Genomic DNA, 26,220 nt, shown 5'->3' with positions numbered 1-26,220 from the left:
CGAGGCGATCGGTCCGGACGCGGCAGCAGCCGCGGTCAACTTGGCGCGGCTGCCGTCAGGCCAGCGCGAGGCGGCGGCGGGCGCGCAGCAGCAGCGCCACCATGATGGTGACGTTGACGGCGTTCCAGGCCAGGCCATTGACGAAGGCGGCGGCGTAGGAGCCGGTCGAGTCGAAGATCACGCCGGACAGGTAGCCGCCCAGCGACATGCCGAACACCGACGCCAGAATCACGATACCGACGCGGGTGGCGGCTTCGCGGGCCGGCATCGCTTCGCGCACGATGATCGCATAGCTCGGCACGATGCCGCCCTGGAACAGGCCGAACATCGCCGAGATGATGTAGAGCGACGTCAGCCCGTCGAAGAACAGATAGAACAGCAGCGCAAAGCCCTGCGCCACCGAGCCGATCAGCAGCGTCCTGATGCCGCCGATGCGGTCGGCGAGGAACCCCGAGCCGATCCGACTGATAATGCCGAATGCCAGCATCAGCGACAGCATCTCGGCGCCGCGCGCCACCCCATAGCCGAGGTCGCCGCAATAGGCGACGATATGGACCTGCGGCATCGCCATCGCGACGCAGCAGGCGATGCTGGCGAGACACAGCAGCGCGGTCAGCAGATTGGTGTTGAGCTGCAGATCGACCCGCGGCGGCGGCGCATTGAGGTGGCTGCGCCGGGTCTCGCCGCCCATCCGGGTCCACAGCAGCAGCAGTACCGCACTCATCGCCACCGCGCAGAACAGGCCGATCGCCAGATGGGTCGAGCGCCAGCCGATCGTCTGCGTGCCCCAATTGACCAGCGGCGGCCAAACCGTGCCGCCGACATAATTGCCGGTGGCGGCGATCGTCACCGCGACCCCGCGGTAGCGATTGAACCAGTGCGACACCTCGGCCATCAACGGCCCGAAGGTCGCCGAGGCGCCAGCGCCGATCACAAAATGCAGCAGCGTGAACTGCCACAGCGTCGACGATAGCCCGGCCCCGAAATAGCCCAGCGCCTCCACCGCGATGCCAAGCCCGATCGCCGCGACGATGCCGAAGCGGTCGGTCAGCCGCCCGATCGCGACCCCGCCCAGGCCGAAGCCCAGCATGGTCAGGGTGAAGGCCAGCGACACCGCGCCACGGCTGGCGCCGAACTCGGCCTGCACCACCGGCAGCACCACAACCACCGACCACATCCCGACGCTGCCAATCGAGCCGATCAGCAAGGCCAGCGCCAGCCGCACCGACGCCGCGCGGGAATCCAGGACGAATGCGGACATTTGTTTGATTTTCTTTGTTTTTCTTTGAAACAGTTTCCACCCGGCCCGAATGTCGCCAGCGCCGCTGCCGGCGTCAAGAGCGCGCCGCGATGCCGCGTTGTGGGGCGGCCTGCCCACCGCCGCAGCGAACCAGCATTAACGCTTTGCTAACCATATACTGGGCAAAATTTGCCGAGTGATCTTGAGTGTCGTCAGCCGCGTAAAACGGGGGAGCGCCCGTGGACGCCAGTGCGGTGCCTCAGTTTCGAGCCGGCGGCCCTTCGGCCGCCGCGCAGGCGTTAGGCACCCGCGAGCGACACATGCGGGGGAAAGCGGCGATAATGTCGGATACGACTGCGGGCCAGGCGACGGGAAACGGCATTCCCAGCCTGAGCGAGATCGGCAAGATCCTCAGGCGCGGCGATCTGGCGCTGGCGTTCGGCGTGTTGACCATTCTGGTCGTGCTGATCCTGCCGCTGCCCTCGATGGTGCTGGATCTGTTCCTGGCGATCTCCATCACCCTGTCGATCCTGATCCTGATGACGGCGCTGTTCATCCAGGCGCCGCTGGAATTCTCCTCGTTTCCCACCATCCTGCTAATTTCGACCATGATGCGGCTGTCGCTGAACATGGCCTCGACCCGGCTGATCCTGTCGAAGGGCCACGAAGGCGGCGCCGCCGCCGGCCACGTCATCGAGGCCTTCGGCAATTTCGTGATGGGTGGCAATTTCGTCATCGGCATCATCGTCTTCGCGATCCTGGTGATCGTCAATTTCGTGGTCATCACCAAGGGTTCGGGGCGCATCGCCGAAGTCGCCGCGCGCTTTCACCTCGACGCCATGCCCGGCAAGCAGATGGCGATCGACGCCGATCTGGGCGCCGGCCTGATCGACGAAGCCGCCGCCAAGAAGCGCCGCAAGGAGCTCGAGGACGAAAGCGGCTTCTTCGGCGCGATGGACGGCGCCTCGAAATTCGTTCGCGGTGACGCGATCGCCGGCTTGCTGGTGGTGTTCATCAACGTGATCGGCGGCATCATCATCGGCGTCGCCCAGCAGGGATTGTCGTTCAGCGAGGCGGCACGGTCCTATACCTTGCTGACCGTCGGCGACGGCCTGGTCACCCAGGTGCCGGCGCTGATCGTGTCGACCGCGGCCGGCCTGCTGGTCTCCAAGGCCGGCGTCAGCGGCGCGGCCGACAAGGCGCTGATGAAGCAATTGTCCGGCTATCCGCAGGCGCTCGGCATGTCAGCCGGCGTGATGCTGGTGCTGGCGCTATTGCCGGGCATTCCGATGCTCCCATTCCTGATCATGGGCGGCGGCGCCGCCGCCTTGGCGATCTCGGCGCGCAAGCGCAACGGGATTGCTGCCGTGGCCGAGGCCAAAACCGCCGCTACGCCGGATGCCGCCGCCGCCGCCGCGGACGCCGAGGAGCCGATCTCGGCATCGCTCAAGATCGACGATCTGAAGATCGAACTCGGCTATGCGCTGCTGCCGCTGGTCAACGGCCCGGACGGCACCGATCGCCTGACCGAACAGATCAAGGCGCTACGCCGTTCGCTCGCCGTCGAGATGGGCTTCGTGATGCCGGCGGTGCGGATCCTCGACAATGTGCAGCTCGAGGCCAACACCTACATCATCAAGATCAAGGAGGTCGACGCCGGCCAGGGGCGGATCTGGCCGAGTCAGTTCATGGTCATGGACCCCGGCGGCAATCAGGTCTCGGTGCCGGGCATTCACACCATCGAGCCAACCTTCGGCCTGCCGGCGACCTGGGTCGACGCCAGCCTGAAGGAAGAAGCGACAATGAAGGGCTACACCGTCGTCGACGCCGCCACGGTACTGTCGACGCATCTGACCGAACTTCTGAAGAACAACATGTCGGACCTGCTGTCCTATGGCGAAACCCAAAAGCTGCTGAAGGACCTGCCGAAGGAACAGGGCGAGCTGGTCAAGGACATCGTGCCGGCGCAGATCACCGTCTCGGGCATCCAGCGCGTGCTGCAATTGCTGCTCGCCGAACGGATCTCGATCCGCGATCTGTCGACCATTCTGGAGGGCGTCGCCGACGCGCTCGCGATCTCGCGCAACCCGTCGACCATCGTCGAACACGTCCGCGCTCGCCTCGCCCGCCAGATCTGCGCGCAGAACACCTCCTACAACGGCTACCTGCCGCTGATCGCGCTGTCGGCAAAATGGGAGCAGGCCTTCGCCGAATCCATCATCGGCCAGGGCGAAGACCGCAGCCTGGCGATGCAACCGTCGAAACTGTCTGAATTCATGACCACGGTGCGCGACAAGTTCGAGCAGGCCGCCCGCGAAGGCGAGGCGCCGGTGCTGGTGACATCGGCCTCGATCCGGCCATTCGTGCGTTCGCTGGTCGAGCGGTTCAGAGCGCAGACCACGGTGCTGTCGCAGGCGGAAATCCATCCGCGGGCCCGGCTCAAGACGGTGGGCAGCGTCTAAATACCGCGTCCCATCTGAGACTATTCGGTCACAGCCAAGCCCTTTGTGCAAACGGATGCCGCCGAGGCGCCATTGCGGGAGTTCGTCATGCCACTCATTAAGAGATTGACAAATAACGATAATTCTCCTGAACCCAGGCTGCGCGGCGAGGTTGGATCGCGGCCATTCAAGAGTTTTCACCGGCTTGTGATCGCATCTTCGGAACTGAAAGCCGGCTTCCTACGTTTGACTGCAAGCTAATTTGAACCTGCGTCTGGATTGCAGCTACTCATTCGCGAAGCCGGAAACACGTCAGGAGGCTTGTCATGAACCATTCGATTTACAGCGCGGATCGGACGACTCACCTCAAAATCGTTGTGGTCGCCCTCGTGGCTGGCATCACCGTGGCGGGCGTTGGCATTTCGGCGCGGATGAATGCTCCTGACGGCTACAGCCAGACCGCGCGCGTGATCAAGGCCGGCAAGCCAGTGATGGTTACCAGCTCGGGCGCGACACTGGTCCGCTGATTTTTCGAATTCACGAGGCGAGACAGTCTTCAGCCCCGGCTGTTTCTTCGTGAGTATACGGTCGCCTTCACTGCCCCGGTGACCCGACCATGAAAAACGCCCGCTCCCCACGGGCGTTTTTCTTTTGGGTGGTTTTCTTTTGAACACGACGGCTCGAGGCTCAAGAGGCTCATGGCCCCAACGCGGCACCTGGCTCACCGCGGCGCGGTCGGCACGTTCTCGATCAGCTTTCCGGTATACACGATCGGGCCGGTCGCGACGCCGGTGGGCGATCCACCTTCCGGTTCGATCGTCACCGCGTAGGTCGCCTGATTGACGATCGCAGAGTCATAAGCGGACAATTCCGGCCGAGTAACAAACTCCTTGCTGCCGATCACGCCCAGCGATCGCGGCTTTTGCAGCTTGTCAGATACCAGCCACAATTCGTAGCTCCTGCCCGGCTCCGGCGGCGCCGCCACCCTGCGTACCGTGAAATTCCTGGTCGCGGCGTCGACCGTGAGGATAAAGGCCGGCGAACTTCCGTCCTTTTGCAGCACGGCGACAAATTGCGCCGGCGTCGCGGCAGGCGGTGCTTGCACTTCCACGGTCCGGGTGCGCACCGCTGGACGCAGCGGGTCGGGCAGCAAATCGGGCTGATAGAGCTGAACCCCAATGATCGCCAGCAGCGACGCCGCCACCGCCATCGATAACCCGGCCACCCGCTTCCAGACATAGGTCTGCTTTGCAAACCTCACCACCCGCATCGATTCCGGACTGAGGCCGGGCTCGGCGACGGGCGCCGCCTCGTTCGGCGATGAAGCGGGCGGCATCGACGGCGACGCGGCAGCCGCGGTCGCAGCGATCGGCGCCTCGGACATGCCGATCGCGGCCTTGATCCGATCCCACACTTCAGCGCGCGGCTCGACCGATCCGACCATCTGATTCAGCGGAGCGAGCTTGAGTTTCCAAGCCTCAACCACCGCCGCGAAATCTGCATCGGCGGATATCAGCGCCTCGACCTGCGCCCGCTCCTCGGCATCGAGCGTGCCGAGTGCGTATTCCGCGGCGAGCGCGGTATGGTCTTCGCTGTCGGCCATCATACCAATCCCAAACACTCCCGGATGTCCAACAGGCTGCGGCGCAACCATGTCTTGACCGTATTGACGGGCGTATCGAATTTCGCCGCGAGCTGTTCGCGGCTCCAGCCATTGTAGTAAGCAAGCAGGACGAGTTTCTGCCGGTCCGGCTGCAAATGCCCGACGCATTCAAGCAGGCGCTTCAACTCTTCCGTCATTTCCCGACGAGCCAATGGATCGGGCGTGTCGGCCGCGACATCCATCGCGGACGGCTCCTCCTCGATCGACACTTCGCCGCGCTTGCGCACCACGTCGATCGCCCGATTGCGCGCGATCGACGTCATCCAGGTAATTGGCGAGGCTAGGCCGGGATTGAATTGTCCGGCGTTGTTCCAGATCTTGACGTAGGCTTCCTGGATGACCTCCTCCGCGAGATCCTGTCGCCGCAAGATACGCAGCACCACTCCGAAAAGTTTCGCGCGCGTGGCGACATACAATCGCTCGAACGCGGCCTGATCGCCCTTCGCAACGGCGGCAATCAGCCAGACCAACTCAGCCGGCGTCAGCATTCGACGTCCCCAAACTAGGCGATGCCCCACCGCCACTCTATCCAGGCCCTGCGGCCGCATGTGATCCGTAGCATATCCTGCGCGCGGACAATCCACCATGTTGCGGGCAGAGGTTGTTGATACTGATCATGAAAAACCCGGGCCAATCGAGCCCGGGTTGTAATGTTTGAACTTTCGGATGAGGCGAGATCGCGGACCCACCTGTCGTCGGTCAGGCGACGACCCCGATCCGAGCGCGCATCAGGCCGATGCTGTCGAGATCGGCCTGCTCGCGGGCGCTTTCCTCGGCGCGCTCGCGCGCCTGATCGCGTTCGTCAAGCAGCTCGACCTTCTTCAGCTCGTCGAAGGCCTCGGAAAGCAACGACCTGGCATCCTCGAGCTGGATGCGCAGTTCATCGGCCGAGCGGGTCAGGTTCTCGCGGCGCTGAATCGCCGCCTTGGCATAGGTCGGATAGGCAAAATGCGTGGGATCGTTGATGCCCGCGCGTTCCTGCTCGATCTGGATCTCGCGTTCCAGATCGACCGACATCCGCTGAAAATCCGCGATCATGCCTTCGATCTGCGCGACACGTCGGCGCTTTTCGTCGACCTGGAACTTCTTCAGCCGGATCAACGTTTCACGTGACTTCATCGACTCGTACTCCCCAGAAGTCCCAAATCAACGCGGGACAATACCGGCCTCCCGAAAGGGTCCAGCCGGCCAACCGACTCATGTGACAAGGATAATGGCCGGACAAAGTTAGCTTTCCGTTTCTAAACTGCCGAGGATTTGCTCGAGCTGTGCATAGCCGGCCTGCAAGGCGGTAGCCTCGTCCTTGCCCTGTCGCAGAAAATTCTGCAGCGGTTCATGCAACCGGATGGACTCGTCGACCTCGGCGCTGGAACCGGGACGGTAGGCACCCAGCCGGATCAGTTCTTCCATGTCCGCATAGGTGCCCATGATCTGCCGCGCTCGCCTGATGGTCGGCAGATAGGCGGGATCGCACGCCTTCGGCATCGTCCGGGACACCGATTTCAACACATTGATTGCAGGATAGCGCCCGCGTTCGGCGATCGCGCGCTCCATCACGATGTGGCCGTCGAGGATGCCGCGAACCGCGTCGGCCACCGGCTCATTGTGGTCATCGCCGTCGACCAGCACCGTGAAGATTCCGGTGATGGTCCCCTCGCCCAGCCCCGGCCCGGCGCGCTCCAGCAGTTTCGGCAACTCGGTGAACACCGTCGGCGTGTAGCCCTTGGCAGTGGGCGGCTCGCCGGCCGACAGACCGATCTCGCGCTGGGCCATGGCGAAACGCGTCACCGAATCCATCATGCACATGACGTCCTTGCCTTCGTCGCGAAAATATTCGGAGATCGCCAGCGTCAGATAGGCCGCCTGTCGCCGCATCAGCGCCGGCTCGTCGGAGGTCGCCACCACCACGACCGAGCGCGCCATGCCTTCCTCGCCGAGATCGTCCTGCAGGAACTCCTGGACCTCGCGGCCGCGCTCGCCGACCAAGCCGATCACCGAGACGTCGGCATCGACATTACGCGCTAGCATCGATAGCAGCACCGATTTGCCGACGCCGGACCCGGCGAAAATGCCCATCCGCTGCCCCTTGCAGCAGGTCAGAAACGTATTGAGCGCGCGCACGCCGAGATCAAGCGGCACGCCGACCCGCTTGCGCGAATGCGCCGGCGGCGGCGAATTGCGAAACGACATCGGCGAGGCCCCCTGGGTCAGCGGCCCCTTGCCGTCGATCGGCTCCCCCATCGCGTTGAGCACCCGGCCGAGCCATGATGGCGACGGCCGCACCTGCGCCGCCGCATTGGCGATCACCGCGCGACAGCCGCGCCGAACGCCATCAAGGCCGGCGAACGGCATCACCACCGCATTGTTGCCGGTGAAGCCGATCACCTCGCAGGGAATGACACGATCGCCGCCGGTCTCGACCACGATCCGCGCGCCGACCGACATCGCATGGATCGGCCCGGCGATTTCCACCATCAGACCGCGGACGCCGACGACCCGGCCGTAAATGTTGACGCCGTCGATGTCGCCAATCTGCTCCGCCAGCGCTTTCATGGTGAAACCCTTAAGTTTCCTCGTTGTGTCGAGCGGGTCTTAACTTCGTGTTTACCCGCATCGTTAATCATTACGTCACTGTCTTTGGTGGCTGAAAGCGTTCGCCCATCAGAACGAAGGTGCGAATCGTGAGAGTCGGTTAGGCCCGCCTCTTAATGTGGAACCTGAACGAATAAGGTGGCAAAAAACTGCTTCGACGCAATATCTTAGGTCGATTCGTGGAAAAAAGCACGGATAGAGCTTGCGGACGTGAATCAGGTTTTGTTAACCATATGAGGTCAGGATCCGAATCAGTTGTTCAGAGGCGTTTCCAGTGCCGCCGGTAGTGCGGACGCCTGACGCCCGGAGCGGCGACTATTAGGGGACTGGCATGCGCGTTTTGCTGATAGAAGATGATAGCGCCACCGCGCAGTCGATCGAGTTGATGCTCAAATCCGAGAGTTTCAATGTCTACACGACCGACCTCGGGGAAGAGGGCGTCGATCTCGGTAAACTCTACGATTACGACATCATTCTGCTCGATCTGAACCTGCCGGACATGTCCGGCTACGACGTTCTCAAGCAGTTGCGTGTCTCGAAGATCAAGACCCCAATTCTGATCCTCTCCGGCCTCGCCGGCATCGAGGACAAGGTCAAAGGTCTCGGCGTCGGCGCCGACGACTACATGACCAAGCCATTCCACAAGGACGAGCTGGTCGCCCGCATTCATGCGATCGTGCGCCGCTCCAAGGGCCACGCCCAATCGGTCATCCAGACCGGCGATCTGGTGGTCAATCTCGACACCAAGACCGTCGAGGTCGGCGGCCAGCGCGTGCATCTGACCGGCAAGGAATATCAGATGCTGGAGCTGCTCTCGCTGCGCAAGGGCACGACGCTCACCAAGGAAATGTTCCTCAACCATCTTTACGGCGGCATGGACGAGCCCGAGCTGAAGATCATCGACGTCTTCATCTGCAAGCTGCGCAAGAAGCTCGCCAACGCCTCCGACGGCCGCAACTTCATCGAAACGGTGTGGGGCCGCGGCTACGTGCTGCGCGAGCCGCACGAAGAAGAAGTCCGCATCCCGGCCTGACGAATTTCGTCCAGACAAGTTCCATGGAGAGCCTGCCCGGCTCTCGCCTCCAAACTCCAACCCCGCCGGCAACGGCGGGGTTTTTGTTGTGAAGTGCGATGGCGTTGGTGATCGTCGCCTGTGGTGGCGATCGCAGGCCCGCTCAGCCCGCGCGCGCGGCGAGCTGCAGCGCCGGCCGCATCACCGGCACCAGCGCCGGGGCGCGCACCAGGTTCGGCCGATAGATCCCGCGCCGCGAGGCGTGCGGCTTGAACGCGTCGGTCAGTCCGACCACGGTTTCGGCGGCGCCGAGCGCCAGATAGCCGTCGCTTTCTAGCCGTTGCGCCAGCCTGTTGAAGATCGCGCTCTTGGTCCGCTGATCGAAATAGATCAGCACGTTGCGGCAGAAGATCAGGTCGAAGGTGCCGAGCTGGGAAAAATCCTGCAGCAGATTGAGCTGGCGGTGCTGCACCATGGCGCGGAGCTCCGGGCTGATCTCCCAGATATCACCGACCTGCTTGAAATATTTCATCAACAGATTGATCGGCAGGCCGCGCTGCACCTCGAACTGGCTGAACAGGCCGGATTTGGACTTCTCCAGCACCGCCTGCGACAGGTCGGTGGCGACGATCTCGACCCGCCATCCGTTCAGCGCGGCGCCTGCTTCCTTCAGGCACATCGCGATCGAATACGGTTCCTGCCCGGTCGAGGACGCCGCGCACCAGATCCGCAACGACCGCCGCGCCGCGCGGGCCTCCAGCAGCGCCGGCAGCATCTCTTCGGTCAGATGATCGAATGGCAGCTTATCGCGGAAGAAGAAGGTTTCATTGGTGGTCATCGCCTCGACCACATCCGCGATGATCGCCTCGGCGTTGCCCTTCAATTTCTGCACCAGCTCGGGCAGCCCGGCGAGGCCAAGGCGGCGTGCCAGCGGCAGCAGCCGGCTTTCGACGAGATATTGCTTGTCGACCGACAGATCGAGACCGGAGCGCTCCTTCAGCAGTTTGCGCAAATAGTCGTAATCGAGAGGCATCATGTGCGATCCCCCGAAAACACCCGGACAAGCTTCGCCCCGATCTGATTCAGCGGCAGGATCGCCGCACAGATGCCGGCATTGGCGGCGGCGCCGGGCATGCCCCAGACCACGCTCGAGGCCTCATCCTGGGCAATGACACTTCCACCGGCGGCGACGATGTCCTTGCCGCCACGCATGCCGTCGGAGCCCATGCCGGTCAGCAACACGGCCAGGATCGCGCCCTGCCAGTAATCGATCGCCGACATGAACAAGGGATCGACCGCGGGTTTGCAGAAATTCACCGGCGGCCCGTTGTCGAGGGCGATCACCGCATTGGCGCCCTGACGGGCGACGCGCATATGGCATCCGCCGGGCGCCAGATAGATCTGGCCGGCCTTGATGACCTCGCCTTCGACGCCCTCATGCGCCGGCCGCTTGCTGGTTCGCGCCAGGTGCTCGGCGAGAATCGTCGTGAAGGTCGGCGGCATGTGCTGGGTGATCAGCACCGGGACCCGATCGATCAGACTGCCGAGCTCGGCGACCAGCGTCATCAGCGCCTGCGGCCCGCCGGTCGACGAGCCGATCAGCAGCACGCGGGGCGCGATCGCACCGAATGACCGGCGCACCAGCGGAGCCGAGGCGACCGGGTGCGGCACGACCGGGCTGGTGTCGCGGACCCGGGCAGCGACCGCCGTCGCGGTGGTTGCGGCCGAGACCTTGCGGCGGACCCTCACGCCGAGGCTGCGGATCTTCTGCAGCAGGTCATGTTTGAAGATGTCGGCGGCGGCGGGCTCGCGGGTGCTTTCCGGCTTCGGAATGTAGTCGGCAGCGCCGAGTGACAACGCCTTGAAGCTGATCTCCGCATTGCGGCGGGTCAGGGTCGAGGCCATGATCACGATCAGATCGCGCTTCTTGGCCAACAGCTGCGGCAGCGCGGCGATGCCGTCGAGCTCCGGCATCTCGATATCGAGCACCGCGACGTCCGGCTTGATGCGTTCGACCTGGTTCACCGCGTCCAGCCCGGTCCGCAGCGACGCCGCCACCACCATGTCCGGCTCGGCTTCGATCCAGCGCGAAATCAGCCCGCGAATCACCACCGAGTCATCGACGACCATGACCCGCAATGGCTCGAACTGCGTCGGACTAACCGTCGATTCACGGGCCAAAGCTATACTCATGATACACCAACGCAACAGCAAGTCATGACCGCGCTACGCGTCGAACGACGCGAAGGCGGTTGCGGATTCCGGATCGATGCAGGGATCAGATCAGGCCGACTTCTTGGAACTTCGCCGTGACGATGTCCTTGTCGAACGGCTTCATGATATATTCGTTGGCACCGGCGTGCAGCGCGCGCGCGATGTGGGCGACGTCGTTCTCGGTGGTGCAGAACACCACCTTGGGCTGATCGCCGCCGGGCATCCGACGCAGATTGCGCAGGAATTCATAGCCGTCCATCACCGGCATGTTCCAGTCCAGCAACACGGCGTCGGGCAATCCGCGCTTGCAGACCTCCAGCGCCTTTTCGCCGTCCTCGGCTTCGACGATCTCGAAATCCAGACCTTCCAAAATCCGCCGAGCGACTTTTCGGATGACGCTTGAATCGTCAACGACCAGACATGTCTTCATATTCCGCCCCTATTGGGTTTGTACGCGCCCGCATGGACGCGTGCAGTTCGATCGCCATGACCACAATGACGCATCACGCCGCCAATCTCGCGGTTCCGATGTCGAGGACGCGATCAACGTCGAGCACGACCATGAGCTGTCCGTCGAGGCGGTGGACGCCGTCGGACATGTTGGCCATGCGCGGATCGAGATTGACCGGATTGACCTCGCGGCCGGAGTCGGGGAGCGTCAGCACCTCGCCGATCGCGTCGATCAACAGGCCGTAGGATTCACCGCGCAGATCGACGCCCATCGCCATCGGCGGCTTGCCGTCGGTCGCTTTCGGCAGTCCCAATCGGGTCCGCATGTCGATCGCGGTGACGATCCGGCCGCGCAGGTTGAGCACGCCCGCGACGTCATCCGGCGCCAGCGGCACCCGCGTCAGCCGCTCGGGCATGAACACGTCCTGCACACGGCTGATCGGCAACCCAAACAATTGTCCGCCGATCATCGCGGTGGCGTATTGGGTGGAGCCGCCGCCGACATTGTCGATGATGTTGATCATGGTTGCGTCTTTCATGCCGCCTGCTCCAGCTCGGAGGCCATTGCCTGTTGGGCCGTCTGTTCCTTCAGCGCCGCAATCAGCCCAGGGCGATCGAATTTGGCAACGTAGTCATGGAAGCCTGCCTGGCGGCCGCGCTCGATCGCCGCCGGGCTGACGAGCGACGAGATCGCGATGATCGGCGTCGTCGCCAACTTGGTGTCGGCCCGGATCGCCTCGGCGAACTCGAAACCGTTCATCTCCGGCATCTCGATGTCGGTCAGAACAACGTCGTAGCGGCCTCCGCTGCGCAGCAAGCCCAGCCCCTCGACCGCGCTGGTCGCCAGCCGCACCTTGTAGCCGGCCGCCTTCAGCACCGGGCCCAACATGTTGCGGAAGAACGCCGAGTCGTCGACCAACAGGATCGACTGCGCGGTGGTCGACTGCTTCATTTCCTTGCGGCTGAACCAATCGGCGAATGCCATCGGCAGGAAGTGACCGACGTCGATCACTTCGGTCGCGAGCGCCTTGATCACCGCCGACCCCAGCACACCCTCGCGGCTCGAACCAACCTGAATGGTGAGATGCTCCTCGACGATATCGACGATCTCGTCGACCGCCAGGCCCATGGTGCGATCGTCGTCGGCGAACACCAGGATCGGCTGCACCCCCGAGGTCGCGACGCTGACGCCATCCATCAGCACCAGCGGCATCAGCTGATCGCGATATTGCACCATGTGGCGACCGTTGGAGAACTCGATCTTATCGGACGCGATCTCCTCAAGGCGCGTCACCAGCGACAGCGGCACCGCCTTGGGCTGCGGCGATCCGGCGCGGAACACCAGAAGCGACGTCAGCTGCTCCACATTGCCGCCGCGCGCCGCCGCGTTCTGCTCGGACATGTCGTGCTGGGCCGCGACCGAGGTGCCGAGCGCCTGCGCGATGCCGTTCGGATCGACGATCATGATCACCGCGCCGTCACCCAGAATGGTGTTGCCGGAGAACATCCCGATATGGCGTAGCTTCGTCGACATCGGCTTGACGACGATTTCCTCGGTGTGGAATACGCCGTCGACCACGATGCCGAAGGTCTGGCTGCCGACCTGGGTCACCACGATGAAGCCGTTCTCCGGGTCGGACAGCGCAGCGCCGTCGTCGATTTCCAACAGCTTCTTCAGGTGCATCAACGGCAGCAGCTTGTCGCGCAGCCGCAGCACCGGCGTATCCTTGATGCGCTCGATGCGATGTTCCGAATTGGCCCGCGCCCGCACCAGCTCGACCACCGCGAGCTGCGGAATCGCAAACCGGTCACCGCCGGCCTCCACGATCAGCGCCGACACGATCGCCAGCGTCAGCGGAATTTTGATAGTGACGCTGGAGCCCTCGCCCGCCACCGACTTGATCTCGATGGTGCCACCGATCTGGTCGATGTTGGTGCGCACCACATCCATGCCGACGCCGCGGCCCGACACGCTGGTCACCGCCGCTGCGGTCGAGAAGCCGGGCGCGAAGATGAATTTGTGGATCTGCGCTTCCGTCATCTTTTCGATGTCGGCTTCCGAAGCCAGGCCATTGGCCACCGCCTTGGCCTTGATCCGGTCGGTGTCGAGCCCGCGGCCGTTATCGGCGATGCAGATGATGATGTGGCCGCCTTCGTGATAGGCCGACAGCCGGATCGTGCCCTGCTCCGGCTTGCCGGAGGCGGCGCGCTCGGCGGGGGTCTCCAGGCCGTGATCGGCGGAGTTGCGCACCATATGGGTCAGCGGATCCTTGATCAGATCCAGCACCTGACGATCTAGCTCGGTGTCGGCGCCGTGCATCTCCAGTTCGATATGCTTGCCAAGTTCGCCAGCCAGATCGCGCACGATCCGCGGCAATTTCTGCCAGGCATTGCCGATCGGCTGCATCCGCGTCTTCATCACGCCGTCCTGCAGCTCGGCCGTCACCGTCGAGAGCCGCTGCAACGGCACCTTGAACTCGGTATCCTCGTGGCGACGGCTGATTTCCAGAAGCTGATTGCGGGTCAGAACCAGCTCCGACACCATCGTCATCAGATGCTCGAGCGTGTCGACATTGACGCGGATCGACTGGTTGGCGACCCGGTCGCCTTCCGGCGTCTCGATTTCGACGGCCGTCTTTTTCGCCGCGGGCTTCACCAGCTTGACGGCGGCTTTGGGCTCGGCCGCGATCGGCGCTGTCGCCGCTTCGGCCTCGGCAACCGGCGCGGTCGCCGGGGCGATCGGGGGAGTTACGACTTCCGTCGCGGTCTCCTGGAACGCCCGCTCCAGCTCATCCAGCGATACTTCGCCAGGACGCAATTCCCGTTCTAAAATCTGCGGCACCGCATGGGGGTCGGCAACCGCCGCCGTCACAGCATCCGGCTTTGCTTCGGGTTCAGGTTCGAGCTCAGCTACAGCTTCAGTGTGCGTCATCGCCGCCATGCCGCGTTCCACCAGCAGCTGCAACTCGTCGATCAGATCGGCGTCGACCCCTTCAGGTTCCGTCTCCGTGGCTTCCAGGCCACCCAGGATTTCCTTGATCCGGTCGATCGTGGCCAGGATCGAGCTCACCGCCTCACCGGTCACCGGCATGCCGTCCCGGAACTTGCCCATCAGCGTTTCCGCCGCATGAGCCAGCGCTTCGAGGCGTGGCAGACCCAGGAATCCGCACGTTCCCTTGATGGTGTGAACAAGCCGGAAAATATTGTCCAAGATCTTTGCGTTGTTCGGATCCTGCTCAAACCGGACCAGTTGATTGTCAACCGTGTCCAAGCTCTCATTCGTCTCAGTCAGAAATTCCCGCAAGAGATCGTCCATGACACACGCCTTCGATCGCAGTGACGCGTGAAACTCGTCACGCTCAAAACATTGCGGTCACTGTGTGCGGAAAGCGTTTAATATTGGTTGAGTATTTCGGTCGAGCCGCATCCGATCAGACAATAGAGATCGGTTTCTCCCTTAACAGGGAGAATTAACGCACGGTTAACCATGATCCGGTGGGTCAGGACGCGCTGACGACGACGGTCTCGCCTTCGGGAGCAAGTACTACGTTCAACCCGCAGGACTGCGCCAGCAGCTTGGTGTAGTAGGGCTGAACCGCATGGGATTCCACCGCCCCGTTGTGGCCGGGGCTCAGCAGATCGATGATGTTCTGCGGCGCGCGTGCGTTCAACCCGGACGCGGTGACCCGGAAGCCAATCGCCTCGCCCTCGCCAACGGAATCGACCGTCAGCAGGCCGCCGCGCGGAATCGTCTGCTGCGCGATCACCATCATATTGAGCAGCAGCTTGACCCGGTTCTTGGGCAGCAGGATGCGCGGCAAATTCCAGGTGATCTTGGTCTTTTCGTCCTCGAGATGGCCGCGCGCCATGTTCTGTGCATCGCCGAGGTCGATCTGCGCGCCGGCCGAGCCCGCCGCGCCGAACGCAAGCCGGCAGAATTGCAACCGAGCCGACGCCGTCTTGGCGCTCTTTCGAATCAGATCGAGGGCAAATTCACGATCTTCCTGCTTCGGACTGTCATCGAGCACCTCAAGTCCATTGACGATTGCGCCAACCGGACTGATGAGATCATGACAAACCCGCGAACACAAAAGCGCGGCAAGCTCGAGCGCGTCGGGCGCAGGAACCTGAGCGGGGGTTTGGGCGGGAGAGGCAATGTCAGACATTCATATGTTCCTCGAAAGCCGCTCGGCTCGGGCGGGACGAATCAGCCATGCTCGTTGGCTTGATACACTGCGAGCGGTTGTGCTGCCAACACATCGGCTACCGGTCGGGGCATCTTAGGGAAGACAACGTTCATGAATAAGGCGAATTTGCCCGGACCACAGATCGGTCGCGACCAAGCGGCGGCGTTGATGGACCCGCTCACGGAGCTGGTGCTGCGCGCTGGCGCTGCCACGCTCAAAGTCGACCGCAACGCGATGGCGGTCGAGGGCAAGCCCGACGGCTCACCGGTCACCGAGGCGGATCTGCTGTCCGACCGGATCATCGCCGAGGGGCTGGCGCGTCTGATGCCGGGCGTTCCGGCGCTGTCCGAGGAACGCGCCGCGCTCGGCCGGCCCGGCTCGGGCAGCTTTTTTCTGATCGACCCGCTGGACGGCACCAAGGAGTTCGTCGCCGGCCGCAACGAGTTCACCGTCAATCTGGCGCTGGTCACCGATGGCAAGCCGCTGCTTGGCATCGTCGGCGCGCCCGCTTTGGGCCTGGCCTGGCGCGGGCTGGTGGGCAATGGTGCCGAGCGGCTAACCATCCACGCCGACGGCGCGACCTATGCGACGGAGCCGGTCCATGTCAGGCCGCTTCCCGCCGCCGGCCATGACTGGATCGTTGCCATCAGCCGGTTGCATCTCGACGACCGAACCATCGCCTTTATCGACGGCAGGCCGGGCGCGGTACGACAGATGATGGGTTCCGCGTTGAAATTCTGCCGGGTCGCGGAAGGCCGGGCGGATATCTACCCCCGTCTGGCGCCGACCTGCGAATGGGATATCGCCGCCGGGCACGCTATTGTCACCGCGGCCGGCGGCCGGGTGACCGACAGCAAGGGCGCCGCGCTGCGCTTCGACGAGCCGGGCGAGAAATTCATTGTGCCGGAATTTGTCGCCTGGGGCGATCCGAATGCGGTGCCCTGACCGCTATTCCGCCAGCGTCGAGAGCAACAGCGGCCATTGCCGGGCCGCCGCGCGCAGATACCGCTCCGGGTCCGCCGCGAAGGCATCGCGGCTTTGCTCGCGCCCGAACAGATAGAGCCGCTGGCCGACCACCAGCCAGACCAGCGCATTGCCCGCAACGGTCACGCCGCGGGCCACATCGACCGGGTCATAGCCGCCGAATTGCGGGGCGTAAATGTCGGGACGGGCAAGAAAAAAGGCGCGATTGTCGGCATTGCGGAAGCGCCACACCGCGCCGCGCGCCGAAGCTTCAAATTGGCCGTCGCCCATTGTGGCTTCGTGATCGGTAAAATAAGCTACCGGGTCGAAGCCGCCGATCGCCAGCCCGGTATGGCGATTGACCACCACCCGTTCGGTGGTCGCAGCCTGCGCCACCATCGCCGGAGCCGTGGCCGCCAGCAACCAGATCAGGGCCATTGTTGGGCGCCAGCCTTTTCTTTCCTGCCGTTGTGCCGTCATAGTTGATGCCGATAACGCTCGAGTCGAGGGACGATCGACGCAGCGTAACGGATGCCGGTCAGCATCCGGTTAAAGCCGGCGCGACCATTTCAATACCCAGGGGTACATTTCATGAGCTTCGCTTTACGCCTCGCAGCGCGGACGCTCGCCGCGGTGGCCTTGATCGCGCCTGCAGCAGCGCAGCAAGGCCAGCCGCCCTATCAGCCGCAATCGCAATATCAGCCTCAACCGCAATACCAACCGCCATACCAGCCGCAGCAGCAGCCCTATCGGCCTCGGCAGCAGCCTGCGCCGGTGCGCACGGCGCAGAGCCAGGGCACCTATCGGCCAGACGAATTGACCAATGCCGGCCACCGCTTCTTCGGCAATGTCTCCAGGGGGCTCGCCTCGGTGATCGAGCGCGCGGTCAGCCAATGGGGCCTGCCGAACGGATATATCCTGGGCGAGGAAGGCTCGGGCGCCTTTGTCGCCGGGCTGCGCTACGGCGAAGGCACGCTCTACACCAAGAATGCCGGCGATCTGCGGGTGTATTGGCAGGGCCCGTCGGTCGGCTTCGACTGGGGCGGCGACGGTGCCAGGAGCATGACGTTGGTGTATAATCTGCCGTCGACCAACGCGATCTATCAGCGCTTCGCCGGCATCGAAGGCTCCGCCTATATCGTCGGCGGCTTCGGCATGACCGCGCTGACCGCGAACAATATCGTGCTGGTGCCGATCCGCTCCGGCATCGGGCTGCGGCTGGGCGCCAATATCGGCTATCTGAAATACACCCCGAAGGCGACCTGGAACCCGTTCTGACCGGCCCCGGCCGGGCGCCGGGACTGGTTACGGATTCACGTTAACGCAGCATTGCGCTGGCATTGGCCTTGCGCCTCATGGCATGGTCCGCGGCGGGTTTTGGGCGATGCGAGTGCATTGGCCGCGACAGACCGCTTTGAAACCGTGACTGCGCCGACGCAATCCGCCACGCCGGCTTTGGCGTTGCGGAGCGGGCACGACCATTCCGCGTAGAGGAGACATCCATGATCGAACCGATCATGTATCTGGCGATCGGTTTTCTGATCTCGATGCTGTGCTGGCTGATGGTCGTGCCGTTGGTCCATAACCGCGCGGTGCGGCTGACCACCAAGCGACTGGAAGCCGCCACGCCGCTGTCGATGGCCGAGATCCAGGCCGACAAGGACCAGCTGCGCGCCGAATTCGCGATGTCGGCGCGGCGGCTGGAGATGAGCGTCGACAAGCTCAAGAACAAGACCACCAGCCAATTCGCCGAACTCGGCAAGAAAAGCGACGCGATCAACCGCCTCAAGCTCGAGCTCGAGGAGAAGAACGCCGCGATCCTCACGCTCGAAGCCCGCGAGACCGCCGTCAAGGACCAGCTGCGCGCCACCGAGGAGGAATTCGCCGCCAAGACCCAGGCGCTGCGCGGCGCCGAAGCCGCCTTGACCGAGAAACAGGCCGAGCTGGCACGAATCAACTCCGAATTGAATGACCGCTCGATGATGGCGGACAGCCGCCAGGTCGAATTGATCGCGGTGCGGACCCAGATCGATGCGCTGAAAAGCCGCGTCGACGACGCCGAGCAGGAATTCGCCGCCACCCAGGCGCGGCTGGAGCAGCAGCGCGACGAATCCGAAGCCGCCACCCGCGAACTGGATCAGGCGCGCGACCGCGTGCAAAGCCTCAGCCAGCGCGTCAACGATCTCGACCGCCAGCTGATCGCCCAGGTCAAGGAAGCCGAGATGCTTGGCGGCCGCGTCAGCGAGCTCGAGGCTCAGCTTGCCGCCCAGGCCAAATTGCTGGTCGAGCGCGACGTCGAGAACAAGCAATTGCGCGACGACGCCGCCAAGAAGGGCGGCAATACGTCCGAACTGGCCCGGTTGCGCAGCGAGAAGGCCGCGCTCGAGGAGCAGTTGCGCGTCGCCCTCGCCGAGCGCGCCCAGACCCAGCGCGAACTCAACGCCATCCAGCAACAGGCCGAAACCAGCTGGGCCACCGAGCGGATGGAGAACGCGCTGCTGCGCGAGCGGATCAACGACATCGCCGCCGAGGTTGCCAAGCTGGCGATCACGCTGGAAGGCCCGGATTCGCCGATCGAGGCGATCCTGGCGGCGGAACCGGCCCGAACCAGCCGCCCCAATGGCGCCGAGCCGGTCAATGGCGTCGAGCCCGCCCAGGGCACGCTGGCGCAACGGATCCGGGCGCTGCAGTCGCATGCCTCCCGCGCCAGCCAGATCGGCTGAATAACGGCCCTCGGACTGCAGAGCGCTTGACACCCCCGCCCTGCACTCCGTAAATCCCGCCACGAGATCGTTGGGGACCGGCCGTTGCCGTGTTTCGCGATCATCCCGGGCGCATAGCTCAGCGGGAGAGCGTTCCCTTCACACGGGAGAGGTCCAAGGTTCGATCCCTTGTGCGCCCACCATTCCGCCCCACCCCACTACCTTCCGCGCAAAAATGCCGCAGGGCAGTCTCAACCACATTTGATTCGGCACAATGCGGCCGTAGCGCAGCTCGGGCTAGCCAGCCGACAGATGGCTCACGAGACCATCGTCAGGGTCGGGAGACCGACAGGGTTGGAAGCGGATCGAAACCAATGCCTCATTCATACGAACAGAAGATCACCGCGCTGCTCGAGCAGGAAACGCCGATGCGGCTGTGGCTGGAGCAGAAACGCGCGCTGACCAGGGACAGCGCGGGCGGCACCGTGATCATCGGCCTGTCGGCGGAGGAGACCGAGGAGTTTCTTCGCCTCAGCCGGCTGGTCCAGAGTCGCGATGCCGGGATCACTGCCGCCGATGCCAGGGCGATCAGCGATCGCCATGCGGCGCTGAAGGCGCGGCTGGAAGAAGCATTGCAGGAAGACGCGATCGAAAGCCTGAGCTCCTGGGGCGACGCGCCGCGGCCATAGCCGCGCCGCGTGCCGCTCCCTGACGCGGGCGGCGACGCGTTCTGCATGACGCGCCGACGCTCCATGGCGGCTGTCCCGCTGAATTCCGCCAATTGCTGTCGTCGTGCCCCGGGCGCAGTGCAACGCGCCGCGCTTGCGGCGTGGTGCGCTGCTGAGAAGGGGCCCCGCTGGTTTCGGCGACGGTTGAACCGGGGTCCCGGTTCTGCGAAGCGGCACTGCGTGCCGCATCGCGCCCGGGACACGGGCGGTGAGTTAGGATTCGATTTTCAAATAGCGCTTACGACGTCGATGCTAGGCGTGAGCCGGTGAGCATGCTCTGAACTTCTTGCAACCGCCGCCACGGCTGCTACCCGCAATCGCTGTCGTCCGTGCCCCGGACGCAGCGCAACGCGCCGCGCAGCGGCGTGGTGCGCTGCAGAGCCGGGGCCCCGGTGGTGTTGTCGGCAGTGGAAGCGGGGTCCCGGTTCTGCGGAGCAGCGCTACGCGCTGCACCGCGCCCGGGACACGAATTCGGATTTGATTGTCAAACAACCACGAAATTCTAGATACACCTTCGCGATCCCGCGGCGCGTTTGCGCCCGGGTTTTGCGGTGAACGTTCCGCCCTCTTGCCAAGAGGGCGCGCGGAACGCCGGACGCGGGACGCGTCCGTGGCCTCGTGTGCAAAATGAAGCCGGCGTGAAATTTTCGCAGTGCCCGCGTCCCGGGCGCGATGCAGCGCGCAGCGCTGCGTCGCAGAACCGGGACCCCGCTTTGCGCGCCGCCCCAACCGGGACCCTTAGCAGCGCACCACGCCGCTGCGCGGCGCGTTGCACTGCATCCGGGGCACGCTGTCGATTACTCGGTCGTCAGTATGAATTCCAGTTCGCGCGCAACGGCGCGCGCCCCGCCATGCCAAGTCACCGCGCCGAGGGCACGGCCGCGTTTGCCGGGGCGTCGATGAATTTGTGCGCCAGAAAGGACGACAGCGTCGCGGGCACCAAGCCGACCAGCCCGTAAAGGAAAAATTGAAACGTGCCGCTGTCCGGGCCGCGGTTGCTATACATCAAGGCGGTGGCGAGAAATCCGATCAGCCCGATCAGCAGCATCCGCAGCAGCGGACTGATCCGCCTGATATTGGAGAAGATCTCATCCAATGCGGCGACCATCAGCGCCGGCAGGATGCCAAACAGGTAGCTGTATTTGAGCGACTTGAACAGGACGACGAAGAATTTCTGGATCTCCATCAGATCGGCGTTGGCCCAATAGCCCGACAGATAGCTGGTGGCGAACAACAGCAGCAGCCCGCCAATCAGCGGACCGAGCAAACCAAAAATCAGATATCGCTTCATCCCGGCTCCAGGCTTGCGGCCCCGGAACGACGACGCTGGACCGACAGTTCAAGAAACGCGTGCCGGGTTCCAGAGTTGCAGCTCCATTCGGGCATCATGGCCCAGACCGCGCCCAGGCGCAAAACCATTCGGGCGCGGCGCCGGCTACATCAGCACCTCGATCAGGTTCGGGCCGCCGCCGGCGAGGCCGTCGGCCAGCGCCTTGTTGAATTCCTCCGCGGTCGTCACCGAGCGCGCCGGCAGGCCCATGCCCTTGGCCAGCGACACCCAGTCCAGCGCCGGGCGGTCGATATTGAGCATGTCGGCGGCGCGCCGGCCCATCTCGCCGGCGCCGACGCCGTCGAACTCGCCCTTCAGGATCTGGTAGGTGCGGTTGGCGAAGACGATGGTGGTGACGTCGAGATTTTCGCGCGCCTGGGTCCACAGCGATTGCAGCGTGTACATCGCGCTGCCATCGCCGACCATGCAGATCACCTTGCGATCGGGGCACGCAACCGCGGCGCCGGTGGCGACCGGCGTCGAGAAGCCGATCGAGCCGCCCATATTCTGCAGCCAGTCATGCGGCGCGGCGGCCGCGGTCGGCGGAAAGAAGCCGCGGCCGGTGGTGATCGATTCATCGACCACGATGGCGCGTTCGGGGATCGCCATCGCGATCGCCATCGCGATCGAGGCGTGGGTCAGCGCGCCGCTCGGCCGGGCCAGTTCAACCATCTTTTGCGGCTGGACATCGGACGGCTTGGCGCCGAGCGCGCCGGCCAGCGCTTCCAGGGCTGCGACCGAATTCTCGCCGCCCTCGGTCATGCGGTGGACCTCGCAGCCCTCCGGCTTGAGCAGGCTCGGCTTGTTCGGATAGGCGAAGAACGCCACCGGATCATTGGCCTCGACCAGCACGATGTTCTTGAAGTCCTTCAGGATCGGCAGCGCGGCCTCGATCACGTAAGGAATCCGGTCGATCGCAAACCGGCCGCTGCCGCGCGCCATTTTCGGATTATAGGTCTGGCCCATCACCTTGCAGCCGGTCTTGCCGGCGATCTGCGCCGCCAGCGCCAGGCCGTGCTCGGTCAAGGCGCCGCCGGTCAGCAGCAGCAGGTTCTGGGCGCCGCCACGCAGGATCTTGGCGGCGGTTTCCACCGCGCGCGGCGAATAGCTGGCGCGCTGCGACGGCTCCGGCACCGCGGCGATGCCGTCGGCCTCGTTCCAGGCGGTGTCGGCGGGCAATATCAGCGTGGCGATCTGCGCCGGCGAACTCTTCGCCGCGGCGATCGCGGCGGCGCCATCACCGGCCACCGATTTGGCATCCGGCGAGGTGCGGACCCAGGACGACATCGGCCGCGCCAGGCCCTCGATGTCGGAGGTCAGCGGCGCGTTGTAATCGATATGATAGGTGGCGTGCTGGCCGACGATGTTGACGATGCCGGACGATGCCTTCTTGGCGTTGTGCAGATTGGCAAGGCCATTGGCGAGGCCGGGGCCGAGATGCAGCAGGGTCGAGGCCGGCGAGCCCTTCATGCGGTAATAGCCATCGGCGGCGCCGGTGACGACGCCCTCGAACAGGCCGAGCACGCAGCGCATCCCCTCGACACGATCGAGCGCGGCGACGAAATGCATCTCCGAGGTTCCCGGATTGGCAAAGCAGACATCGACTCCGCCCGCGACCAAGGTTCGCACCAGGCTTTCCGCACCGTTCATCGTTCACTCCCCGTTGGATTTGTTGCTCGATCGATCAAACATTGTTCCACGGTCGCGTCAAAGGCTTCCGCGCATTGCTGCTATCGCCTTCGGGGGGAGCGCGCTGTTGCGGTTTTCCCACCATTGCCGGCAACCATGGCGCCGCCAGCGCGTCTCACGCGGGCGTGGCTTGCGAAACCGGACGAATTGTGGCCTCTCTCGGGCACCGATTTTATCGCGAGGACCATGATGAAACGTTTGCTTGCCCTGCTTGTCGCCGTCGCCGCGTTGATCACCGTGGCGGTGCCCGCCGATGCCCGTGAACGGCGGGAGCAGCCGAGCCAGGACTTCCAGGTCGACGATTCGCCGTCCTTCGCCAATTTCTTCGCCAATTTCGGCGCCGGCGGCACCACCGGCAGCGGCCCGATTCCGCGCACCGTGGTCGGCTTCCACAGCAATTACGAGCCCGGCACCATCGTCATCAGCACCGCGGAGCGGCGGCTCTATCTGGTCACCGGCCCCGACCAGGCGCTGCGCTACGGCATCGGCGTCGGCCGCGACGGCTTCCGCTGGGGCGGCGTGCACCGCATCACCGCCAAGAAGGAATGGCCGAGCTGGACCCCGCCGGCACAGATGCTGGCGCGCCGTCCCGATCTGCCGCGCTTCATGCCCGGCGGCATCGACAATCCGCTCGGCGCCCGCGCGATGTATCTGGGCTCGACGCTGTACCGCATCCACGGTTCCAACGAGCCCGAGACGATCGGCCAGGCGGTGTCGTCGGGCTGCTTCCGCATGACCAATGACGACGTCAAGGACCTCTATGACCGGGTCCGGGTCGGCGCCAAGGTGGTGGTGAAGAACAACTGATCCACGGCCGGGCGCCGCGGCGCAGGATCGTCTTGCGCGATCCAGCGGATTGCGGCAGCGTTGCGGCGATGCAAAACGCTCCGCGGTCCCGGCAGGTTCGACGACTGCTCGCGGTCGTCCTGACCGCCACGATGCTCGGCGCCCTCGTGGCGCCCTGCCCCGCCGGGGCTGAACCGGCGGCGATCGCCGCCAAGCAGCGCGTCGAGCGCAAGATCTTCAGCGATGCCGAGATCCTCGACGGCTTCTTCAAGACCGCGTTCGGCGCCGAATTCCATCTCGCCGGCCGGGTCGACCGCATCCGCAAATATGACACGCCGGTCCGGGTGTTCGCCGATGGCGCCGACAGCCCCGCGCGCAGGGCGCAGCTCGCCCGCGTGATCGCCGACATCGCCGCCCGGGTGCAGCACCTCGACATCGCGATGGCGGACAGCGCCGACGCCGCCAATGTCAGCGTCCGGCTGGTGCGCGACCGCGATCTCGACAGCACCATCGCCCGCTTCTACGGCGCCGACCGCGCCCGCGAGATCCACGATTCTCTCGATCCGCAATGCCTGTCCGGCTTCCGCAAGAACGAGCGCTACGAGATCCAGCATTCCGACGTGATCCTCACCGTCGACAATGGCGACTTCGTGTTTCTCGATTGCGCTTATGAGGAGCTGCTGCAGTCGCTGGGGCCGATCAACGACACCGATTCGGTGCCGTGGACGATGTTCAATGACGACGTTCAGATGGGGTATTTCGACGTCTATGATCAGTACATCCTCAACATCCTGTATCACCCGGCGATCAAGGCGGGGATGACCGTGGCCGAGGTGAAGGCGGTGCTGCCGCAGGTGCTGGTCGAGGTGCGGGCATGGGTGGCGAAGGTGAACGGGCTGCGGGAGTAGGACTGAATTGTTTCAGCCACTTTTAAGTCTGAGACGTCAATGCAACTGCGATCAAAGGTGGCGAACGTGCAAGATTCCACCCCACTTCTCATTCAAATACTCGCAAACTAGCCGTCGATGGCAATGATGGGGAAGCGCTTCTGAGCAAAGCATGCACGCCCCATCAAACATGTCAGGGCTCAATCTCTCCTCGATTCTTCGCTCTTCCATCAGCTGAAGAAACCGCCCCTGATAGACGCCCCAATCACCTTTTTCTTTCTTGTATGTTTTGAGCATCGTGTCGGTCGGCGCAAGCAATGGTTGATGAACGTAACTGATGCCGCCGATTTCACTTAGGAAGAAAGCGAGATCATCCGCCTTGGCGAAGGCCGCCAATTGAGACGTGTTGTGAAGACGGACATCAATAACTGTCCGAACGTCGGCACTCTTCAGCCGGGTAAAAAAACGTTCCGCTGTGGATTGCGTAAATCCAATGGTGGCAACCTTGATGGCAGTCGACAATGACATTCACTCCGCCGCTTCGACTTTATCGGAGGATGGCTTTTCAAGTGCAGAAAATGCGACCCGATTCGCGCGATCTCTGTACGCACTAGCGATCTGATCAGTTGGAAAAAGATCAGCTCCGCTTTGCTTAAGCATTTCGACCAGATCGCTTTCAATTTCTTCCTGGCTTTTTTGATGTCCGTCAAAAAGTATATTCCGTACAGCGAACCCGCGCGTTTTCAAAGCCCGCCCGACAAGAAGGCAACGATGGCATTCTAACGGATCACGCTCAGCGCACATGAGAGCGATCTTATATTTTTTTGCGCCTTCACTAATTCGGTCAAGTCCTCTCGCAAATCCTCTCGTGAGCGCCATCTTTTCGTAGTCAGCCATTCCTTCACGGAGCAAGTCCCTTGCCTTTGGGCGTCCCCCTAGCTCATCACCGAGAAAGGCATAATCGATCTTGTCCAACTTCAATTTTCGCTTAAGTTCCGGCCTGTTAAATTGGGGTTGACGACGAGAAAACGGCAAACTCCGCACGTCGGCCACGGCAGTAACGCCAGCCCCCCGAAGAAGGTGCAGAAACTCTTCGTAAGAGTGGGTCGAATGACCTATCGTCAGAATTGTTCTCATGGCGACCATGTGCGAATTTTGCCAAACTGATCACAACCTCAGAAGCCTCTAACCTTGCGCTTCGCGTTTCCCGGCGATCCGAGCCGGGATGACAGTGGCCGAGGTGAAGGCGGTGCTGCCGCAGGTGCTGGTCGAGGTGCGGGCATGGGTGGCGAGGGTGAACGAGCTGCGGGAGTAGCGGGGGCACCCTCCCCTGGAG

25 protein-coding genes and 1 tRNA gene are annotated in these 26,220 nt (G+C 63.7%); 10 read left to right on the top strand and 16 right to left on the bottom strand.

Annotation, left to right across the window (positions count from 1 at the left end):
* Positions 1 to 55 precede the first annotated feature (55 nt).
* Positions 56 to 1,261 (bottom strand): MFS transporter, encoded by a 1,206-nt coding sequence (locus tag RBJ75_RS27875; protein ID WP_044405929.1) that lies wholly within the window; start codon positions 1,259 to 1,261, stop codon positions 56 to 58.
* Positions 1,262 to 1,479: 218 nt separating this feature from the next.
* On the opposite strand from RBJ75_RS27875, the gene flhA reads away from it, so the two are divergent.
* Positions 1,480 to 3,702 carry a flagellar biosynthesis protein FlhA gene (gene flhA, locus RBJ75_RS27870; RefSeq protein WP_152647596.1) on the top strand — a complete coding sequence of 741 codons (2,223 nt, stop codon included), beginning with the start codon at positions 1,480 to 1,482 and terminating at the stop codon, positions 3,700 to 3,702.
* A gap of 305 nt (positions 3,703 to 4,007) precedes the next feature.
* Positions 4,008 to 4,208, top strand: a complete 201-nt coding sequence (locus RBJ75_RS27865; RefSeq protein ID WP_044405933.1) for a hypothetical protein — start codon at positions 4,008 to 4,010, stop codon at positions 4,206 to 4,208.
* 194 nt (positions 4,209 to 4,402) lie between these two features.
* Here RBJ75_RS27865 and RBJ75_RS27860 read toward each other — a convergent pair whose 3' ends face one another.
* The 4 genes from RBJ75_RS27860 to fliI form a co-directional block, all read right to left on the bottom strand.
* Positions 4,403 to 5,284 carry an anti-sigma factor domain-containing protein gene (locus RBJ75_RS27860; RefSeq protein ID WP_044414661.1) on the bottom strand — a complete coding sequence of 294 codons (882 nt, stop codon included), beginning with the start codon at positions 5,282 to 5,284 and terminating at the stop codon, positions 4,403 to 4,405.
* On the bottom strand, positions 5,284 to 5,832 hold the full coding sequence (locus RBJ75_RS27855) for a sigma-70 family RNA polymerase sigma factor (protein ID WP_044414660.1): 549 nt from the start codon (positions 5,830 to 5,832) through the stop codon (positions 5,284 to 5,286). Before RBJ75_RS27855 ends, RBJ75_RS27860 begins: the two co-directional genes overlap by 1 nt.
* Positions 5,833 to 6,043: 211 nt before the next feature.
* Positions 6,044 to 6,463: a flagellar export protein FliJ gene (gene fliJ / locus RBJ75_RS27850; RefSeq protein WP_044414659.1), complete on the bottom strand. Its 420-nt coding sequence runs from the start codon at positions 6,461 to 6,463 to the stop codon at positions 6,044 to 6,046.
* Between the two features lie 108 nt (positions 6,464 to 6,571).
* Positions 6,572 to 7,897, bottom strand: a complete 1,326-nt coding sequence (gene fliI, locus RBJ75_RS27845) for a flagellar protein export ATPase FliI (protein WP_044414658.1) — start codon at positions 7,895 to 7,897, stop codon at positions 6,572 to 6,574.
* Positions 7,898 to 8,267: 370 nt separating this feature from the next.
* Between fliI and ctrA the strand changes: the two genes are divergently transcribed.
* Positions 8,268 to 8,969: a response regulator transcription factor CtrA gene (gene ctrA, locus RBJ75_RS27840; RefSeq protein ID WP_044414657.1), complete on the top strand. Its 702-nt coding sequence runs from the start codon at positions 8,268 to 8,270 to the stop codon at positions 8,967 to 8,969.
* A 142-nt stretch (positions 8,970 to 9,111) separates the two neighbouring features.
* On the opposite strand, the gene RBJ75_RS27835 is transcribed toward ctrA, so the two are convergent.
* The 6 genes from RBJ75_RS27835 to chpT all read right to left on the bottom strand — a co-directional run bounded on the left by RBJ75_RS27835 (position 9,112) and on the right by chpT (position 15,778).
* Positions 9,112 to 9,984: a CheR family methyltransferase gene (locus RBJ75_RS27835; RefSeq protein WP_044414656.1), complete on the bottom strand. Its 873-nt coding sequence runs from the start codon at positions 9,982 to 9,984 to the stop codon at positions 9,112 to 9,114.
* The gene (locus tag RBJ75_RS27830) at positions 9,981 to 11,141 is read right to left on the bottom strand and encodes a chemotaxis response regulator protein-glutamate methylesterase (RefSeq protein ID WP_276156819.1); all 1,161 of its coding nucleotides are present in this window, start codon (positions 11,139 to 11,141) and stop codon (positions 9,981 to 9,983) included. The genes RBJ75_RS27835 and RBJ75_RS27830 overlap by 4 nt, the downstream gene beginning before the upstream one ends.
* A gap of 85 nt (positions 11,142 to 11,226) precedes the next feature.
* On the bottom strand, positions 11,227 to 11,592 hold the full coding sequence (locus RBJ75_RS27825; protein ID WP_044408818.1) for a PleD family two-component system response regulator: 366 nt from the start codon (positions 11,590 to 11,592) through the stop codon (positions 11,227 to 11,229).
* A 73-nt stretch (positions 11,593 to 11,665) separates the two neighbouring features.
* Positions 11,666 to 12,151 carry a chemotaxis protein CheW gene (locus RBJ75_RS27820; RefSeq protein ID WP_044408815.1) on the bottom strand — a complete coding sequence of 162 codons (486 nt, stop codon included), beginning with the start codon at positions 12,149 to 12,151 and terminating at the stop codon, positions 11,666 to 11,668.
* Positions 12,148 to 14,928, bottom strand: coding sequence for a hybrid sensor histidine kinase/response regulator (locus tag RBJ75_RS27815; RefSeq protein WP_044408812.1), 2,781 nt, complete (start codon positions 14,926 to 14,928; stop codon positions 12,148 to 12,150). The genes RBJ75_RS27820 and RBJ75_RS27815 overlap by 4 nt, the downstream gene beginning before the upstream one ends.
* A gap of 184 nt (positions 14,929 to 15,112) precedes the next feature.
* Positions 15,113 to 15,778, bottom strand: a complete 666-nt coding sequence (gene chpT / locus RBJ75_RS27810; protein ID WP_044408809.1) for a histidine phosphotransferase ChpT — start codon at positions 15,776 to 15,778, stop codon at positions 15,113 to 15,115.
* A 132-nt stretch (positions 15,779 to 15,910) separates the two neighbouring features.
* Here chpT and RBJ75_RS27805 point away from each other — a divergent pair, with 132 nt between their 5' ends.
* Entirely contained in the window at positions 15,911 to 16,744 is an 834-nt protein-coding gene (locus tag RBJ75_RS27805) for a 3'(2'),5'-bisphosphate nucleotidase CysQ (protein ID WP_044408806.1), read from the top strand.
* A 3-nt stretch (positions 16,745 to 16,747) separates the two neighbouring features.
* On the opposite strand, the gene RBJ75_RS27800 is transcribed toward RBJ75_RS27805, so the two are convergent.
* Positions 16,748 to 17,242: a YHS domain-containing (seleno)protein gene (locus RBJ75_RS27800; RefSeq protein WP_044408803.1), complete on the bottom strand. Its 495-nt coding sequence runs from the start codon at positions 17,240 to 17,242 to the stop codon at positions 16,748 to 16,750.
* Positions 17,243 to 17,353: 111 nt separating this feature from the next.
* On the opposite strand from RBJ75_RS27800, the gene RBJ75_RS27795 reads away from it, so the two are divergent.
* From RBJ75_RS27795 to RBJ75_RS27780, 4 genes are all read left to right on the top strand, one after another.
* Positions 17,354 to 18,040, top strand: a complete 687-nt coding sequence (locus tag RBJ75_RS27795) for a DUF1134 domain-containing protein (protein WP_044408800.1) — start codon at positions 17,354 to 17,356, stop codon at positions 18,038 to 18,040.
* Positions 18,041 to 18,264: 224 nt separating this feature from the next.
* Positions 18,265 to 19,485, top strand: a complete 1,221-nt coding sequence (locus tag RBJ75_RS27790; RefSeq protein ID WP_044408797.1) for a hypothetical protein — start codon at positions 18,265 to 18,267, stop codon at positions 19,483 to 19,485.
* A 107-nt stretch (positions 19,486 to 19,592) separates the two neighbouring features.
* A tRNA-Val gene (locus RBJ75_RS27785) sits at positions 19,593 to 19,667 on the top strand.
* A gap of 171 nt (positions 19,668 to 19,838) precedes the next feature.
* Entirely contained in the window at positions 19,839 to 20,153 is a 315-nt protein-coding gene (locus tag RBJ75_RS27780; RefSeq protein ID WP_044408794.1) for a hypothetical protein, read from the top strand.
* Positions 20,154 to 21,051: 898 nt separating this feature from the next.
* On the opposite strand, the gene RBJ75_RS27775 is transcribed toward RBJ75_RS27780, so the two are convergent.
* Both RBJ75_RS27775 and RBJ75_RS27770 read right to left on the bottom strand, forming a co-directional pair.
* Positions 21,052 to 21,483 carry a DUF5413 family protein gene (locus RBJ75_RS27775; protein WP_044411055.1) on the bottom strand — a complete coding sequence of 144 codons (432 nt, stop codon included), beginning with the start codon at positions 21,481 to 21,483 and terminating at the stop codon, positions 21,052 to 21,054.
* A 144-nt stretch (positions 21,484 to 21,627) separates the two neighbouring features.
* Positions 21,628 to 23,172, bottom strand: a complete 1,545-nt coding sequence (locus RBJ75_RS27770; protein ID WP_044411058.1) for an acetolactate synthase large subunit — start codon at positions 23,170 to 23,172, stop codon at positions 21,628 to 21,630.
* Between the two features lie 228 nt (positions 23,173 to 23,400).
* On the opposite strand from RBJ75_RS27770, the gene RBJ75_RS27765 reads away from it, so the two are divergent.
* Together RBJ75_RS27765 and RBJ75_RS27760 are read left to right on the top strand one after the other, a co-directional pair.
* A complete protein-coding gene (locus tag RBJ75_RS27765; protein WP_044411062.1) occupies positions 23,401 to 24,018 on the top strand; it encodes a L,D-transpeptidase in 618 nt (205 codons plus the stop codon).
* Positions 24,019 to 24,149: 131 nt separating this feature from the next.
* Positions 24,150 to 24,905, top strand: coding sequence for a DUF2927 domain-containing protein (locus RBJ75_RS27760; RefSeq protein ID WP_276156375.1), 756 nt, complete (start codon positions 24,150 to 24,152; stop codon positions 24,903 to 24,905).
* Between the two features lie 51 nt (positions 24,906 to 24,956).
* Here RBJ75_RS27760 and RBJ75_RS27755 read toward each other — a convergent pair whose 3' ends face one another.
* The gene (locus RBJ75_RS27755; protein ID WP_234707410.1) at positions 24,957 to 25,406 is read right to left on the bottom strand and encodes a DUF488 family protein; all 450 of its coding nucleotides are present in this window, start codon (positions 25,404 to 25,406) and stop codon (positions 24,957 to 24,959) included.
* Between the two features lie 6 nt (positions 25,407 to 25,412).
* Entirely contained in the window at positions 25,413 to 26,021 is a 609-nt protein-coding gene (locus RBJ75_RS27750) for a DUF488 family protein (RefSeq protein ID WP_234707411.1), read from the bottom strand.
* Between the last annotated feature and the right edge of the window lie 199 nt (positions 26,022 to 26,220).

This window comes from Rhodopseudomonas sp. BAL398 (genome assembly GCF_033001325.1).
Lineage (GTDB): Bacteria > Pseudomonadota > Alphaproteobacteria > Rhizobiales > Xanthobacteraceae > JARJEH01.
Note: the sequence above shows the minus strand (reverse complement) of the source record. Positions and strands in the feature narration are given on the sequence as shown.

Bases quoted from the DNA above. Each gene is read 5' to 3' on its own strand.
- RBJ75_RS27860 (WP_044414661.1), bottom strand. From the start codon at position 5,284: ATGGCCGACAGCGAAGACCATACCGCGCTCGCCGCGGAATACGCACTC.
- RBJ75_RS27805 (WP_044408806.1), top strand. From the start codon at position 15,911: ATGAATAAGGCGAATTTGCCCGGACCACAGATCGGTCGCGACCAAGCG.
- RBJ75_RS27765 (WP_044411062.1), top strand. From the start codon at position 23,401: ATGAAACGTTTGCTTGCCCTGCTTGTCGCCGTCGCCGCGTTGATCACC.
- RBJ75_RS27825 (WP_044408818.1), bottom strand. From the start codon at position 11,592: ATGAAGACATGTCTGGTCGTTGACGATTCAAGCGTCATCCGAAAAGTC.
- RBJ75_RS27750 (WP_234707411.1), bottom strand. From the start codon at position 26,021: ATGAGAACAATTCTGACGATAGGTCATTCGACCCACTCTTACGAAGAG.
- RBJ75_RS27790 (WP_044408797.1), top strand. From the start codon at position 18,265: ATGATCGAACCGATCATGTATCTGGCGATCGGTTTTCTGATCTCGATG.
- RBJ75_RS27830 (WP_276156819.1), bottom strand. From the start codon at position 11,141: ATGAGTATAGCTTTGGCCCGTGAATCGACGGTTAGTCCGACGCAGTTC.
- RBJ75_RS27800 (WP_044408803.1), bottom strand. From the start codon at position 17,242: ATGACGGCACAACGGCAGGAAAGAAAAGGCTGGCGCCCAACAATGGCC.
- RBJ75_RS27775 (WP_044411055.1), bottom strand. From the start codon at position 21,483: ATGAAGCGATATCTGATTTTTGGTTTGCTCGGTCCGCTGATTGGCGGG.
- RBJ75_RS27780 (WP_044408794.1), top strand. From the start codon at position 19,839: ATGCCTCATTCATACGAACAGAAGATCACCGCGCTGCTCGAGCAGGAA.
- RBJ75_RS27815 (WP_044408812.1), bottom strand. From the start codon at position 14,928: ATGGACGATCTCTTGCGGGAATTTCTGACTGAGACGAATGAGAGCTTG.
- RBJ75_RS27875 (WP_044405929.1), bottom strand. From the start codon at position 1,261: ATGTCCGCATTCGTCCTGGATTCCCGCGCGGCGTCGGTGCGGCTGGCG.
- RBJ75_RS27835 (WP_044414656.1), bottom strand. From the start codon at position 9,984: ATGATGCCTCTCGATTACGACTATTTGCGCAAACTGCTGAAGGAGCGC.
- ctrA (WP_044414657.1), top strand. From the start codon at position 8,268: ATGCGCGTTTTGCTGATAGAAGATGATAGCGCCACCGCGCAGTCGATC.
- RBJ75_RS27865 (WP_044405933.1), top strand. From the start codon at position 4,008: ATGAACCATTCGATTTACAGCGCGGATCGGACGACTCACCTCAAAATC.
- RBJ75_RS27760 (WP_276156375.1), top strand. From the start codon at position 24,150: ATGCTCGGCGCCCTCGTGGCGCCCTGCCCCGCCGGGGCTGAACCGGCG.
- RBJ75_RS27820 (WP_044408815.1), bottom strand. From the start codon at position 12,151: ATGAAAGACGCAACCATGATCAACATCATCGACAATGTCGGCGGCGGC.
- chpT (WP_044408809.1), bottom strand. From the start codon at position 15,778: ATGTCTGACATTGCCTCTCCCGCCCAAACCCCCGCTCAGGTTCCTGCG.
- RBJ75_RS27795 (WP_044408800.1), top strand. From the start codon at position 17,354: ATGAGCTTCGCTTTACGCCTCGCAGCGCGGACGCTCGCCGCGGTGGCC.
- RBJ75_RS27855 (WP_044414660.1), bottom strand. From the start codon at position 5,832: ATGCTGACGCCGGCTGAGTTGGTCTGGCTGATTGCCGCCGTTGCGAAG.
- fliJ (WP_044414659.1), bottom strand. From the start codon at position 6,463: ATGAAGTCACGTGAAACGTTGATCCGGCTGAAGAAGTTCCAGGTCGAC.
- fliI (WP_044414658.1), bottom strand. From the start codon at position 7,897: ATGAAAGCGCTGGCGGAGCAGATTGGCGACATCGACGGCGTCAACATT.
- RBJ75_RS27770 (WP_044411058.1), bottom strand. From the start codon at position 23,172: ATGAACGGTGCGGAAAGCCTGGTGCGAACCTTGGTCGCGGGCGGAGTC.